At 64.5% G+C, this 13,423-nt stretch carries 10 protein-coding genes; 6 read left to right on the top strand and 4 right to left on the bottom strand.

What is annotated here, in order from left to right; all coding sequences use genetic code 11:
• Positions 1–9 precede the first annotated feature (9 nt).
• Genes IIB36_04735 through IIB36_04725 form a run of 3 tightly spaced genes read right to left on the bottom strand, consistent with a single transcriptional unit; the run spans position 10 to position 2,286 of the window.
• A complete protein-coding gene (locus IIB36_04735) occupies positions 10–1,449 on the bottom strand; it encodes a M48 family metalloprotease (GenBank protein MCH7531055.1) in 1,440 nt (479 codons plus the stop codon).
• Positions 1,446–2,108, bottom strand: a complete 663-nt coding sequence (locus tag IIB36_04730; protein MCH7531054.1) for an ABC transporter permease — start codon at positions 2,106–2,108, stop codon at positions 1,446–1,448. Before IIB36_04730 ends, IIB36_04735 begins: the two co-directional genes overlap by 4 nt.
• Positions 2,065–2,286, bottom strand: a complete 222-nt coding sequence (locus IIB36_04725) for a hypothetical protein (protein MCH7531053.1) — start codon at positions 2,284–2,286, stop codon at positions 2,065–2,067. The genes IIB36_04730 and IIB36_04725 overlap by 44 nt, the downstream gene beginning before the upstream one ends.
• A gap of 264 nt (positions 2,287–2,550) precedes the next feature.
• Here IIB36_04725 and IIB36_04720 point away from each other — a divergent pair, with 264 nt between their 5' ends.
• Both IIB36_04720 and IIB36_04715 read left to right on the top strand, forming a co-directional pair.
• Positions 2,551–2,862 (top strand): hypothetical protein, encoded by a 312-nt coding sequence (locus IIB36_04720; protein MCH7531052.1) that lies wholly within the window; start codon positions 2,551–2,553, stop codon positions 2,860–2,862.
• A gap of 304 nt (positions 2,863–3,166) precedes the next feature.
• Complete coding sequence (locus IIB36_04715) at positions 3,167–4,213, top strand: hypothetical protein (GenBank protein ID MCH7531051.1); 1,047 nt, start codon at positions 3,167–3,169, stop codon at positions 4,211–4,213.
• A gap of 138 nt (positions 4,214–4,351) precedes the next feature.
• Here the strand turns inward: IIB36_04715 and IIB36_04710 are convergent, their stop codons facing one another.
• The gene (locus IIB36_04710; protein MCH7531050.1) at positions 4,352–4,606 is read right to left on the bottom strand and encodes a hypothetical protein; all 255 of its coding nucleotides are present in this window, start codon (positions 4,604–4,606) and stop codon (positions 4,352–4,354) included.
• A gap of 168 nt (positions 4,607–4,774) precedes the next feature.
• On the opposite strand from IIB36_04710, the gene IIB36_04705 reads away from it, so the two are divergent.
• The 4 genes from IIB36_04705 (at position 4,775) to IIB36_04690 (ending at position 13,304) form a co-directional block, all read left to right on the top strand.
• Positions 4,775–6,055 carry a TolC family protein gene (locus IIB36_04705; GenBank protein MCH7531049.1) on the top strand — a complete coding sequence of 427 codons (1,281 nt, stop codon included), beginning with the start codon at positions 4,775–4,777 and terminating at the stop codon, positions 6,053–6,055.
• The gene (locus IIB36_04700; GenBank protein ID MCH7531048.1) at positions 6,052–7,557 is read left to right on the top strand and encodes an efflux RND transporter periplasmic adaptor subunit; all 1,506 of its coding nucleotides are present in this window, start codon (positions 6,052–6,054) and stop codon (positions 7,555–7,557) included. The genes IIB36_04705 and IIB36_04700 overlap by 4 nt, the downstream gene beginning before the upstream one ends.
• A 9-nt stretch (positions 7,558–7,566) precedes the next feature.
• A complete protein-coding gene (locus tag IIB36_04695) occupies positions 7,567–10,647 on the top strand; it encodes an efflux RND transporter permease subunit (protein MCH7531047.1) in 3,081 nt (1,026 codons plus the stop codon).
• Positions 10,648–10,745: 98 nt separating this feature from the next.
• The gene (locus IIB36_04690; GenBank protein ID MCH7531046.1) at positions 10,746–13,304 is read left to right on the top strand and encodes a cation:proton antiporter; all 2,559 of its coding nucleotides are present in this window, start codon (positions 10,746–10,748) and stop codon (positions 13,302–13,304) included.
• The last annotated feature ends 119 nt before the right edge of the window (positions 13,305–13,423 follow it).

Genomic DNA, 13,423 nt, shown 5'->3' with positions numbered 1-13,423 from the left:
GACCCTAGTTCATCGTGCTTGGCCCGGGAGGGTCGTGCCTACGACACGCTTGAGGCGCGTGCCCGCAGGCACTACGACGTCCGGCGCTAGACGATTCAACCTCGCGAGCTCCTCGACGGAGACCGGACCGGGATTCCGGCCGTGGAAGTCTCGAAGCGACATATCCTCGGGCAGCGCCACCACTTCCAGCCTCCACGGCTGCACCTCGAGCGTCCGTCGGTCCGTGAGTCGAGTAAAGCTCGAGAGAGATGTCGCCACCACGCCCGAGTACTGCCGCCAGGTGACTTCGTCTGCGAACCCCAAGAGTTGATATACGCGCCCGTCGAGACCGATGAACGCCGCTTCGCCTCGCAGCGTGCCGTCGCCGGAGTCGGCGGTGAAAGTAGCGCGGCTGACCGAGATCCCGTCGCTGTCATCGTTGCGCACGCCGCGGCCGAAGACGCCGTCTTGGGCGAGAAAGGAGCGCAGCGCGGCGCGCGGATCGGTGGCGTCCTCCGCGAGCCGTAGGATCATCACTGCGTCCTCCGCGGGACTCGACGCCGCCACGTAAGAGCGTTCGTTCACCCCTGCCCAGCCCTCCGGAAACGTCACGTCGAACTCGAGGTCAGGGTGCACGAAACGGTCGCCGATGAAGTACCCCTCCCGCGGGTTCGACCCGTAGACGAGACCGCCGATACGATCCAGGTACTCACCTCGGGCCACCGTGCCCCCGGCCGCACTCCCCGATGCGGCGATCAACTCACGAATGTCGGTCTCGCGGTTCTCGGGGTAGGGGTGCGTGAGCTGCCACTGCGGAATCCGTTCCCCCTCGCCACCGGACACCGTTGCGAGCATCTGGAAGACTCCGATCATCGACTCGGGGTCGTAGGCGGTCCGGGTCATGTAGCGCACGCCCAGTTCATCGGACTCGGACTCGTTCCCCCGTGAGTAACGGAGGTTCATGAGTTGGAGGCCCACGCCCAGGACGTCACCGAAGCGACGGACCCTGGACGAGAAGACCATACCGACACCCAGCCCGATCTGTTGGAGCTGCTGCCGACTCATCTGGGATACCGAGTGTTTCGCGGTAACGTGACCGATCTCGTGCCCGAGTACGCCTGCCAGCTCCGCCTCTGACTCGAAGTTGGCGAGGATGCCGCGCGTCACGAAGATGAATCCGCCGGGCAGCGCGAACGCGTTGACGAGTGGATCGTCTACGACCTTGAAAGACCACGGGAGGTGCGGGCGCTCGGAGACCGCGGCCAGACGGTGCCCGATGTCGGAGACGTAGCTCTGGAGCGCGGGGTCATCGACCAGTCCGAGCGAGGCGGAGATGTCCGCATCCGCCTCTCGTCCCATCTCGATTTCCCGACTCTCGCTGATGAGGGAGAACTCCCGACGACCGGTGGCCGGGTTCACGGCACACCCAGCGAAGATCATGACGAGCGACATGCGCAGGAGAGTGGTCATGTGCTGAGGACCTTGATGGGGTCGATCCTTGTGGCTCGCACCGCGGGCACGAGGTTCGCGAGTACGGCGGCTCCGTTGCCCATGAGCGCCAAGCCGAGCGCCCGGCGCATCACGAGTCCACGGATGGAGCTGCTCTCCGCGCCGAACGCGATACGCACGCCCATCATCGCGAAGCGTGTGAGAAGGGCGGTCGAAGAGCGATCGGTCGCGAATGCGTCGAACACGAGATCCTCCATTGGTTGGAGCAGCGCCACCGCGATCGTCGCGTCGACCTCAGCGATTTCCTTACGGACTGCGCTCGCAACGGTCAGCGGATCGCCCGCGGTACGAACGACCGTAAACATGAAGGCAGATGAGATCTGGTTGAAGGGGACGTACATTGCGTTCCGGTCGCCTGCGCGGAGCCCGAAGTTCTTGATGTCCCGCACCACCCCGACGATCGGACGCCAGACAGCGTTCTCGGGCGAGTTCACGTTGAGGCGCTGGCCGACCGCCTCCGTCGCGCTCCCGAAGTACCGGTTGGCGAGCGTCTCGTTGATGATGATGACCTGCGTTTCGTCGTGCTTGTCGTTGGCGTCGAACGCGCGTCCGGCCACGAGTCGTATCTGCATCGCGTCAAAGCAGCCGACGGTCGCCACGGAGCCAGACGATTTGCTCACCAGGCTCCGGAGGCGCTTCGCCCTCGATGGTGAAGGTGACGTCCCCATCGAAGGATGCGAGCGGAAGGGAGTTCACCGAACCGACGCTCTCGACCCCCGGAATCCTCGCCAGACGAGACTCGGCATCCGCCATGAACGCCCTGCGGGCGACCGCGTCGGGGTAGCGTGCGGGGGACATGAAAATCTGCATGCTGAGCACGTTGTCCGGGTCGAAGCTCAGGTCGACGGCCTTCAGATTCTCGAAGCTGCGAACGAGCAGCCCGGGGTTTCGACGAGTCCTGACAACCGACTGGAGCCGCCTAGATCTGGAGATCGGCGATCAATCTCTCCTCGTTGATTGCGCGGGCGCCCTCGAGGGGGACACGCCGCCGCCGATGAGATTCCGCTCGCGCTTTGCCGCTGCCCGGCGGGGTGATCGCTCGCTTCTTCGGATCGAGGGGCATTGGCAGCTGTCGAGACCGCAGGGCAGACGTGGACCCTTCTCCGGGTGCGGCTCCATCGGAAGGCTGCGGAGGCGTTCTGGGACGGCCTCCGTAGCGGCGCGGCGCGGCTGGAGCCGGTGGGGCTTGCCGACCTGCAGGCCGCTTGGACGACGGGCCTGGACTTCCCGGATCAAGATTTCTCACTCGTCGATCGAACCAGCTTCGCGGTCATGGAACGGCTGGGCGTGCACCGCGTGGCCTCCTTCGACAACGACTTCGCCGTGTACCGGTTCGGTCCACGGCGCTCTAGAGCCTTCGAAGTCCTGCGGTAGGGCTCGAGACACACGGTCCTCGCCGGTATGGGCTTCCTCGCCCGCTGGCTCTCCGCACGGTCGGGGACTCTGGGTTGGCCGGGCTGACGCCGGGCAGCATCGATTGCGTGAATCCGACTATCATCCTGCGCCGGACGCCCTGCGCTCCGTGCCTGGGAGACCTGACTCAAGTACAGCGTGGACGAACATGGTTGACCCACAGTATCACGGAAGTCGGTAAAGCGAACTGAACCAACGTGCCGACGTATCCGTATAGGTAGGTGGATAGTGTGGGGTGGTGAGGTTGAACGATAGATCGTGGGGGATGATGAGAACGACACTTCTGGCGGCAATGGCGCTCGCAATAGCGCTTCCTGCCTCCGCGCAGCAGGTCGGGCCCGCGCTGCTCTTTGCGTCGGACGAAGCGATCCAGCTCACGCTCACCGCGGACTTTTCGCTGCTGAAGGACGACCGGCGCGCATCACCGGAGCGTCCGGCCACCGTCACGGTGACCACCGAAGCCGGCGAAGACGTCACGATCGAGGCACAGCTCCGTACGCGCGGTCGCTTCCGCCTCGAGAAACGGAACTGCACCTTCCCGCCGCTCAGGCTCAACCTCAAGAAGAAGCAGACCGAGGGCACCGAGTTCGAGGGGCAGGACAAGCTCAAAATCGTGAGCCCGTGCCGTCCGAACCGGGACTCGTACGAACAGTTGGTTCTGAACGAGTACCTCGTGTACCGCGCATTCAGCATGGTGACACCGACGTCGTTCGACGTGCGTCTCGCGCGCATCACGTACGTCGACGAGAGCGGTGCCGATGACCCGTTCACGCGCCTCGCTTTCTTCATCGAGGACGACGACGCGCTCGCCGCGCGTGTCGGTATGGGTTCCGAGGTCTTCGACATTCCGGAGGGCAAAAACCTCCCACACGGCATCTTCGAGCCGGTCACCAGCCAGACCATGGCGATCTTCCAGTACATGATCGGGAACACGGACTGGTCCGACGTGGCCGGGCACAACACCGAGGTGCTGGGCATCGGTGGCATCGTGTTGCCCGTACCGTACGACTTCGACTTCTCGGGTATCGTCGACGCGCCGTACGCGACCCCTGATCCGACGCTCGGCATCAAGAGAGTTCAGGATCGCATGTACCGGGGGTGGTGTCGCAGCAACCTCGATCCGGAGCCGATCCTGGAGCGGTTTCGCGCGGCCGAGACCGACATCATGGCCCTTTACCGCGACTTCCCGTACCTGGAAGACGGTGAAAGGAACCGTAGCGTGCGCTACCTGAAGGCCTTCTTCGAGGACATCGCGACAGCGAAACGCGCCGATCGCCAATTCCTGAGGCACTGCCGGCAGGTGCCCGTGTAAGTGTGCCCCTTGCGAGGCGTAGCTCTCCAGGGGGTAGCGGCTCAGCAGAAGTGCGTAGTCGGTAGCGTCGTGAGTTGACGACCCTCCCCCCAACTGCCATGATGTCGAATGCGACGTGCGCTATCCGGTAGACTCGTTTCAGGTACTCTGATCCTCGTCCTTGGGACGTTGAGCACGGGTCTCCCGTCGCATGATCACGGCGCCGCCTTGCGTGATGTCGCCGAGTTCACGGCCCTTGATCACCACGACCACGGGGTGATCCTCACAGAGCAAGCGAGCCGCCTTCCGTCTGCGCTTGCCTATTTGGCTATGCCGGTCCTCAGGGTTGCGCTGCGAAGTGCTCCCATTGTCGCTGTGCCTGAGGCGCGACCGCTGGACCACGCGCTGCCTCACGAGCGACCTCCGCCTTCGACTTCTCCACGAGCTCCGCCGGTCCCCTCCTGATTCTCTGAGCGCTTCTCGGCGTTCGGACCCCAACCCCACATATAGGAACGAAGACGCTAGGAGGCCTGCCGAACCCGGCAGTGCCGGCCCGTCGTCGCATATACAGGAGCCATGACCGTGAATCGCACGACCAGAATCCTCGTGCTAGCTGTCGCCCTCGGGCTTTGGGCCACAGCCTTGGTGGCCCAAAGTCCAAGCCGGCGCGTGACTGTCGATGAGGCGCTTCGCCTCTTCGCAGCCAACAACCTCGACCTCCGCGTCGCGAGGCTCCAGCTGGCGGAATCGCGCGGGGTTGCCCGACAGGCGGGAGCCTTCCCCAACCCGACGGCGAGTGTCACGCACGAGCCACTGTCTGGGGGCACAGTCGACTATTTGGAATCGTATTTCACCCTCAGCCAACGCCTCGAACTTCCAGGCCAGCGGAGCGCCCGGACTGAAGGGGCGGCATGGGCGGTGCGGGCGGCCCAGGCGCGATTACGCGCCGACAGCGCCCGCCTCGCGTTCGATGTGAAGCGGACCTACGTGGAGGCGGTGCTCGCGGAGGAGGTGCTGGCCGTGACCGAGCGGGTCGCCGGAGTTTTTCGCGAGGCTGCCCGGAGCGCGGTGGTCCGGGAGGCTCAAGGGGACATCTCTCGCTACGCCCTCAGGCGAATCGTCGTCGAGCGTGCGCGCTACGAAAATCTATTGGCGGGCGCCGAGATCCGCGGCTCCTCGGCGCGCCGAAGCCTTGCGCTCCTCATTCTGCCGGAATCAGATGTCGTCGAGGTGTCACCGATGGGGCTCGACGGTGACACTCCGCCGGAGCCGATTCTCGAACCAGTCACGGGAGAACTGACTTCTCGCCGGCAGGAGATCGCTTCCGCCCAGGCGGAGCTAGAGGAGGCGGTGGCGGCCGTACGGCTCAGGCGCGCCGAGCGGCTACCCGACGTCACGGCCACAGGGGGCTACAAGCGTCAGTCCGACGGGCTGAGAGGTGCCTTCTTGGGCTTATCGATCCCGATTCCGCTATTCGACCGAAACGCCGGGGCCGTGGAGAGCGCCGAGGCACGCGTCGGCACCTTCCGGACGCGTCTCGGTCTGACCCAGCGGCAGGTGGAAAACGACCTTCGTCGAGCGATGGAATCGTACGAGAGCCTGAAGCGTCGGGCCGACCTGCTGGCAGACGATGGGCTGGATGCGTCTTCCGATCTCCTTCAGATCGCGCAGGTGGCGTACGACCTCGGAGAGATGGGCCTCCTGGACATCTTGGATGCCGCCGAAGCGCTTTGGGGCGCTCGGAACGCTCGCGCCCAACTCAAGGCTGATCTTTGGACGGCCTATTACGACCTGGAGCGTGCGATCGGTGGATTCGATGCCGCTTCGCGACCCGCGACGACTGACCTGGAGACGCGACGATGACGTGCGATCGACTCAACACACAGCTAATGACAGTGCTGAGGACTGCTACCGGTTTGTCGTTGATCCTACCGATCACGGCCTGCGGTGCCATCGAGAACGCCCCAGAGGTGCCGGAGCTCGGCGCGGTCGTCGTGACGCAATGGGTCGACGGTACCGAGCTCTTCCTCGAATACCCGTTTCTCGTTGCTGGGCAACGGACCGGAAACTGGGCGATTCACCTCACGGATCGAGATGACTTTCAGCCGATCCGTGCTGGGACGCTCACGGTGCGCTTCATGATGGACGGAGTCGCCGCGGAAACCTTCACCGTGGATGCCCCGCTCCGCGACGGGATATTTCTGCTGGATCCCGTGATTCAGCGAGCGGGGACCTACGTGGTGGAGCTGATCCTGGCGAGTCATCAGGTAGACGGTCGACATGTCGTTTCAGACGTCGTGGTCCACGTCAGCGAGGAGGAAGCACTCGCTCACGAGGCGGCCGAAGAGCTGTCTGGGATCTCGTTCCTGAAAGAGCAACAGTGGGTGATCCCGTTCGCGGTTCACCCGGCTGCGGAACACGCGGTTCAACGCACTATTCTGGCCCCGGGTGAGATCGTTCCTCCCGATGGCTCACTAGTTCAGTTGAGTGCGCCGGCTGACGGGATCGCCCCGGCGGTGGCCAACCGGGACGCACCGTCTGTAGGAGACCGGGTCAGTCAGGGACAAGTCCTTGCTGTCCTGGTTCCCACCAGCCAGGACGACGGCTTCGCCCGATCACGCGGGCGGGTGGAGCGACTGAGGCGTGAAGTGGAAAGAGATGGGAGACTCTTCGAGGCTGGAGCGATCCCGGGCAGACGCCTCGAGGAGGCTCGCCACGACCTCGAGATCGCGGAAGCTGAGCTGGAGGCGATGGGAGGCGGGACGGACGGTGCCTATGAACTCACTCTCCGCGCTCCGATGTCGGGTGTGATCGCGGAGCGAACCTTCGTGCCCGGTGGACGCGTGGAAGCGGGCGAGTCGCTGTTTACCATAGTCGACCCATCCAGGGCGTGGCTCCGGGTGCAGGTGCCGGCATCGACAGCGAACAACCTGCGTGCAGGTGCGGACGCGCTATTCACTGTGGACGACTCTCAGGATGTTTTCGACGCTCGGCTGCGTTCGGTGGGGAGCGTGATCAGTCCCACGACGCGGACCGTTCCCGTGGTCTTCGAGGTCGCGGCTGGGCAGGGGCGCCTTACGTTCGGGCAGTTCGCCCAGGCTGTCGTACCGACAGGTGGATTGGTAAACGGAATCGCGATCCCCAATGACGCGATTCTGGATGACAACGGCACGCCGGTGGCGTACGTGCAATCCGGAGGCGAAACCTTTGAGCGGCGGGTTCTCACGCTCGGCGTCACCGACGGCAGGCGAACCCACATCGTCACGGGGCTCAGACTAGGGGACATGGTGGTCACGGTTGGTGCGTATCAGGTGCGACTCGCTTCCCTCTCCGGCGGCGACTTCGCCGGCGGCCACGCCCACTAGGAGGGTCCGATGCTAGACCGTGTCATTCGGTGGTCCATCGACAACCGCTTCCTCGTGGCGGTTGCAGCAGGAGTGCTTCTCATTAGCGGAACCATCACGGCTCTTCGCATGCCGGTGGATGTGTTCCCTGACCTCACAGCACCCACCGTGACCGTCTTGACCGAGGCTCATGGGATGGCCCCCGAAGAGGTCGAGGCTCTGGTCACGTTCCGGATCGAGACGGCCGTGAACGGGGCGACGGGCGTACGCCGGGTTCGCTCCTCCACCTCGCAGGGCATCAGTATCGTGTGGGTGGAGTTCGATTGGGGCACGGACATCTTCCGGGCGCGTCAGATCGTGAACGAGAAGCTCCAACTGGTGGCTGCGGGTTTGCCTGGAGGAGTGGGGATGCCGAGCCTCGCTCCCATTTCGTCCATCATGGGCGAGATCATGTTGATCGCGGTTACCGGAAGCGGGTCCGTGACGCCGATGGAGATGCGCACCGTGGCCGACTGGACCCTGCGCAGGCGCCTGCTCGCGATCCCAGGCGTCGCTCAAGTGATTCCACTCGGCGGCGAGGTACGAGAGTATCAGATCCTCGTGGATCCAAATCGGTTGGCGGCGTTCGACGTGACGCTCGAGGAGGTAGTTCGAGCGGCTGAGGGCTCGAATGTGAATGCGTCCGGCGGCGTGTTCATGGACCGCGGACAAGAGTACTTGATCCGGGCCACAGGACGAGTTCAGGCGCTCGAAGACGTCGCTCTCACCGTTGTGGCCGCTCGGAACGGGACACCGATTACCATCGGGGACGTCTCGGAGGTACGTATCGGGGCCGCCACTCGTCTGGGTGAGGGATCGGCGAACGCCGCGAGGGCGGTCATCCTCACCGTCCTGAAGCAGCCCGGCACGAACACGCTCGAGTTGACCGATCGGATCGATCGAGAGATCACGAACATCGAGGCGACCCTGCCCGATGGAATGGAAATCAACCGCGGCATCTTCCGGCAAGCGGACTTCATCCGAACCGCCGTGAACAACGTCTTGGTAGCGCTCCGTGACGGCGCCATCCTCGTGATCGTGATCCTCTTCTTGTTCCTCTGGAGCGTCCGTACCACTTCCATCTCGGTGCTTGCGATTCCCCTTGCGCTCATCACCGCCATCCTCGCGCTGAAGCTCCTGGATATCACGATCAACACCATGACGCTGGGAGGGATGGCGATCGCGATCGGCGCGCTCGTGGACGATGCGGTGATTGTCGTGGAGAACGTCTTTCGGCGCCTTCGCGAGAATCAGCGACGGCCTCAGGACGTACGCAAGCCGGCATCCCACGTTGTATTCGACGCTTCCAAGGAGATCCTTAGGAGCATCGTGATAGCGACGCTGATCATCATCGTGGTGTTCATACCGCTCCTCTTCCTCTCGGGAGTCGAGGGGCGCATGCTCCGGCCTCTGGGGTTCGCCTACATCGTCTCGATCCTGGCCTCGCTGGTCGTCGCGGTGACGGTTACACCGGCGCTATCGGCCTACCTACTGCCGGGCTCAAAGGCGGTGGAGACGGAAAGAGAGAGTTGGGTCGTACGGAATCTCAAACGGGTCTACGGGGCGATGCTTGTACCGGTGCTCAGGCGTCCGTCACGTGTGATGGCGGGTACCGCGGCACTCGTGGTCGCATCACTGGTGACTTTCCCTTTCCTGGGCCGCTCGTTTCTGCCGGAATTCCAAGAGGGGTCGTTAGTGATCAGTGCGCTCACGGTACCGGGTACATCGTTGGACGAGTCGGACGCGCTGGGCCGCCGAATCGAGCAGATCCTTCTGGACCACCCGGCGGTGCTCGAAACGGCCCGCCGTACCGGCAGAGCCGAGCTCGACGAGCACGCTCAGGGAGTCAACGCGGCCGAGATCGACGTGCGCCTCGACATCGACGCCTATGACTACGACGTGGTGCTCGAGGAGTTGCGGGCGAACCTCGCGGCCGTGCCAGGGACGCAGATCACCATCGGGCAGCCTATCGGTCATAGGATCGACCACATGCTTTCCGGAACGCGTGCCAGTATCGCGGTGAAGATCTTTGGGCCCGACCTGTATCAACTGCGCCAGATCGCCAGGGAGATCGAGTCGGTCGCGCAGGGCGTGGCTGGCACAGTGGATGTGGCGATGGAGCAGCAGGCGGACGTGCCCCAGATCCGAATAGACATGAACCGGAGAGCGATGGCTCGCTACGGCGTGACGCCGAAGCACCTAGCCCAGGCCGTTGATGTAGCTCTCGCAGGCGAAGTCGTGTCCCAGATACTGGAGGAACAGAGGGCCATCGATCTCGTGGTCAGATTCTCCGCCGAGCACCGAAAGAGCTTGGAGACGGTGCGCAACGCACGCGTCAACACGCCGGTCGGTTCACAGGTCACGATCGGGATGCTCGCCGACGTGCGATTCGACATGGGCCCGAACTCGATATCGAGGGAGGACGTCCAGAGAAAGATCGTGGTGCAGGCGAACGTGGCGGGCCGTGACGTCGGCAGCGTGGTGGAGGACCTCCGCCAGCAAGTGCAGGAAGTGGTCGATCTGCCCGCAGGCTATTACGTGGAGTACGGAGGCCAGTTCGAGTCTGCTGGGGAGGCTTCGCGCACCATCGGGCTCATGAGCCTACTCTCTCTGGCGGCCGTTTTCCTGCTGCTATTGGTCGAGTTCAGCTCCGTTCGGCAAGCCCTCCTCGTGATGGTCAACCTGCCTCTGGCGCTGGTCGGGGGGGTCTTCGCGGTATGGCTCACCGGGGGAGTGTTGAACATCGCGACGCTCGTGGGATTCATCACGCTGTTCGGGATCGCGATCCGTAACGGCATCCTCATGGTGAGTCATTTCAACCATCTGCGGGCCGAAGGCGTGGAGCTCTACGACGCCGTCGTCAGGGGATCGATGGAGCGGCTGAGCCCGATCATGATGACGGCGCTGACCGCAGGGCTCGCTCTGTTGCCGCTTGCCCTGTCGGGTGGGGAGCCGGGAAACGAAATCCAGAGCCCGATGGCCGTCGTCGTGCTGGGCGGACTCCTCACATCACTGGCGCTGAACATGGTTGTGGTGCCGGTGCTGTACCTCCGTCACGGGGGAGCCCGGTAGCCCGACAACGATGGACGAGCTCCTGGTTCGTGTGGCCGAGCCAGACCGGCGGAAGTATGATCAACGCCGGGTGATCGGCATCGTACGGGATTCCTCGCATGCATGACATCGGCTTCGATCTGCTGATCCTACTGGCCGGCATCTGGCTGGTCGCGGTCACGCTGCGCCCGTTGGGACTGCCCACGATCATGGGCGAACTCATCGTCGGCGTGCTCGTGGGACCGGCTGTCTTCGGCCTCATCGAGCCCAGTGAGGCGATCGCGCTCCTGGCCGACATCGGGATCTTCTTCCTCATGTTCCACGCCGGGGTGGAGACCCAGCCCCGAGAATTCTTCGATGCGCTGAAGCGCTCGCTCGGGGTTGCCTTGGTGGGTGCGATCGTGCCGTTCGCGGTCAGTTTCGGCGTGGCGACGGCGTTCGGATTGGATCCGGTAGCTGCCGTGTTCGTCGGTCTCACCATGACCGCCACCGCGGTGGTGGTCACGTTGAAGACGCTCAAGGATCTGGGGCTGGCGGATACGCGCCTGGCCCGCGTCATCGTCGCGAGCTGCGTGATCGACGACCTGCTGACCCTCGTGGTCTTCGGCCTCGTGGTCGGGGTGCTGTCGGGCGGGTCGTTCGAGCCCATGAACGTCGTCGTCACGCTGGCGAAGGTAGTGGCCTTCTTCGGCCTGGCCGTGCTGCTCGGTCGGTTCGCGTATCCGCGCTTCACGCTGCCCTTCCGAAGCAAAGGAGGCAAAGGCTTCACCTTCGTGCTGCTCGTGGCTATCGCCGCGGGCCTCTTCGCCGAGGCCATCGGGCTTCACATGATCCTGGGGGCCTATCTGGCCGGCTTGTTCTTCGAGGAGAAGGTGGCGCACCCGAATCTGGTCCGGGTCGTGGCGGATCGCTCCTACGGGATCGCCTACTCGTTCCTCGGACCGATCTTCTTCATGTCGCTGGGCTTCTCCATCACCTTCGACATCAGCCCTTCGGGCGTGGCGTTCGTGGTCTTGCTGACCACGGCGGTGATCGTGGGTCAGATCGTGAGCGCGGGGGGCATGGCGCTGCGCATAGGGCTGTCGGCGCGGGAAGCCCTGACCGTGGGTGTGGGCATGTGTGGGCGTGCCGAGTTGGCGTTCATCCTCGCCGCGCTGGCTCTAGCCCAGGGCGCCATCGACTCGTCCATCTTCTCGGTGTTGATCTTCACCGCGTTCGTCCTGAACCTGTTCACGCCGCTCGCGCTGAAGGGGTGCTCCGTGCTACTCGAGGGCAGGGCGGCACGCATCGAAGGGGGCGCCGTCGGCGTCCTGCTTCCGGACAAGTTCGGCACCGCTCCGCTGGTGGAGCGCTTCGAGGGACGGCTGCCCCTCGCGCTACCCAACGTGGACGGTGGTGTGGTGGTCTATGGATACGGCCCGGAGGTGGATTCGCTACTCAGTGAGCTCGAGCGCCGGGACATGGCTTCCGTGGTGATCGAGGAGGACGAAGCGGTCGCGCGCCGCCTCCACGAACGCGGGCAGCAGGTGGTGCTCGCCACCTTGGCGGAGCAGGAGCTGGACCTCCGGCCACTGACCCGTGCCCATGCCCTGGTCCTGAATGGTGGGGACGGTGCCAACGCGCTGCTCGCGCTCAGCGCCCGTGACGTGGGGTACGAAGGTCCCATCATCGCGATGATCGAGGACCCCCGCCGGCGCTCCCCGATGCTGTTGGCCGGGGCGAGCGCGACCTTCGCGCCCACCCACGTGCTTGCCGCCGTTCTGTGCTCCAGGGCCAGCGCCAGGATCAGTCCGCGGGTCACGGGAATCCGGCCCCTGAGTCGGCTCCTCGAGGTGGCAGAGCTACGAGTCCACGACGGCAGCCCACTGGCCAATAGCACGCTTGCCCAAGTCCGGATCCGCTCCCTCACCGGTTGCAACATCGTCGGTCAATGGCGGGATGCGTCGCTGCACTCGCCCCCGGCCGCGGATGAGACCATCCGCCCTGGCACGATCCTGGTCGCCGTGGGCACTCCGGAGAGCATCGAGAAGCTCAGCGAGATGGCCCGGCCCATCACCCAGGAGGGGACGATCGTTGTGATCGGCTTCGGGGCCGTCGGGCAGAAGCTCGCGGAGATTCTCACCGCCGTGGAAGAGGAAGTGTGCGTGGTCGATCCGGTGGAGCGTCCGGGTGTCCATGTCGTCGGTGACATCATCGACCGGGACGTGCTCGAGCGTGTGCCCCTCGCCGGGGCCCGGGTCGTCGTCCTCGCGCTCGAATCGGACAGCGCAACGGTCTTCGCCGCCACAGTTCTCCGCGACTACGCTCCGGACCTCCCGATCATCGCTAGCGTCTCGCTGGTCGAGAATGTGGCGCGTGTCCAGCGTGCCGGCGTGGACTTCGCGATCTCTGTGAGCCAGGTCGCGGGGCAACTCCTCGCCCGCCAGGTCCTGGGGCAGACCGTTTCTCTACAGCCCCATATCAAGCTCGTGCGGGTCGGCGCAGGGAGGCTCGCCGGCAAGAACCCGGTGGCGGAGCGGATTCGGGAGCGCACAGCCTGCACGGTCGTCGCAGTGGAGCGGGACGGCCGCGTTGGCATGGACTTCCCGGCTTCCTTCCGGCTCCTGGCCGACGACGCGCTCTACATCTGCGGGACTACGGACGCGGTCGCGCGCTACCATGAGGAGTTCCCGGAGTGAGCGACTGTGATCAGGGAGCCCATTCACCCTCCAGTGGCGAAATTGAGGGGTAGGTAGATCTACGAATTGTCTACTGCGGGGGCTGGCCCTAGCGTCGACATACATGGATAATTCTGATC

The sequence above is a fragment of the Gemmatimonadota bacterium genome (assembly GCA_022560615.1).
Lineage (GTDB): Bacteria > Gemmatimonadota > Gemmatimonadetes > Longimicrobiales > Gaopeijiaceae > UBA1138.
Note: the sequence above shows the minus strand (reverse complement) of the source record. Positions and strands in the feature narration are given on the sequence as shown.

What these genes read in the sequence shown, in the direction of transcription:
- IIB36_04735 (MCH7531055.1), bottom strand. Translation starts at nt 1,449, where the DNA reads ATGACCACTCTCCTGCGCATGTCGCTCGTCATGATCTTCGCTGGGTGT.
- IIB36_04725 (MCH7531053.1), bottom strand. Translation starts at nt 2,286, where the DNA reads ATGTCCCCCGCACGCTACCCCGACGCGGTCGCCCGCAGGGCGTTCATG.
- IIB36_04715 (MCH7531051.1), top strand. Translation starts at nt 3,167, where the DNA reads ATGATGAGAACGACACTTCTGGCGGCAATGGCGCTCGCAATAGCGCTT.
- IIB36_04700 (MCH7531048.1), top strand. Translation starts at nt 6,052, where the DNA reads ATGACGTGCGATCGACTCAACACACAGCTAATGACAGTGCTGAGGACT.
- IIB36_04695 (MCH7531047.1), top strand. Translation starts at nt 7,567, where the DNA reads ATGCTAGACCGTGTCATTCGGTGGTCCATCGACAACCGCTTCCTCGTG.
- IIB36_04690 (MCH7531046.1), top strand. Translation starts at nt 10,746, where the DNA reads ATGCATGACATCGGCTTCGATCTGCTGATCCTACTGGCCGGCATCTGG.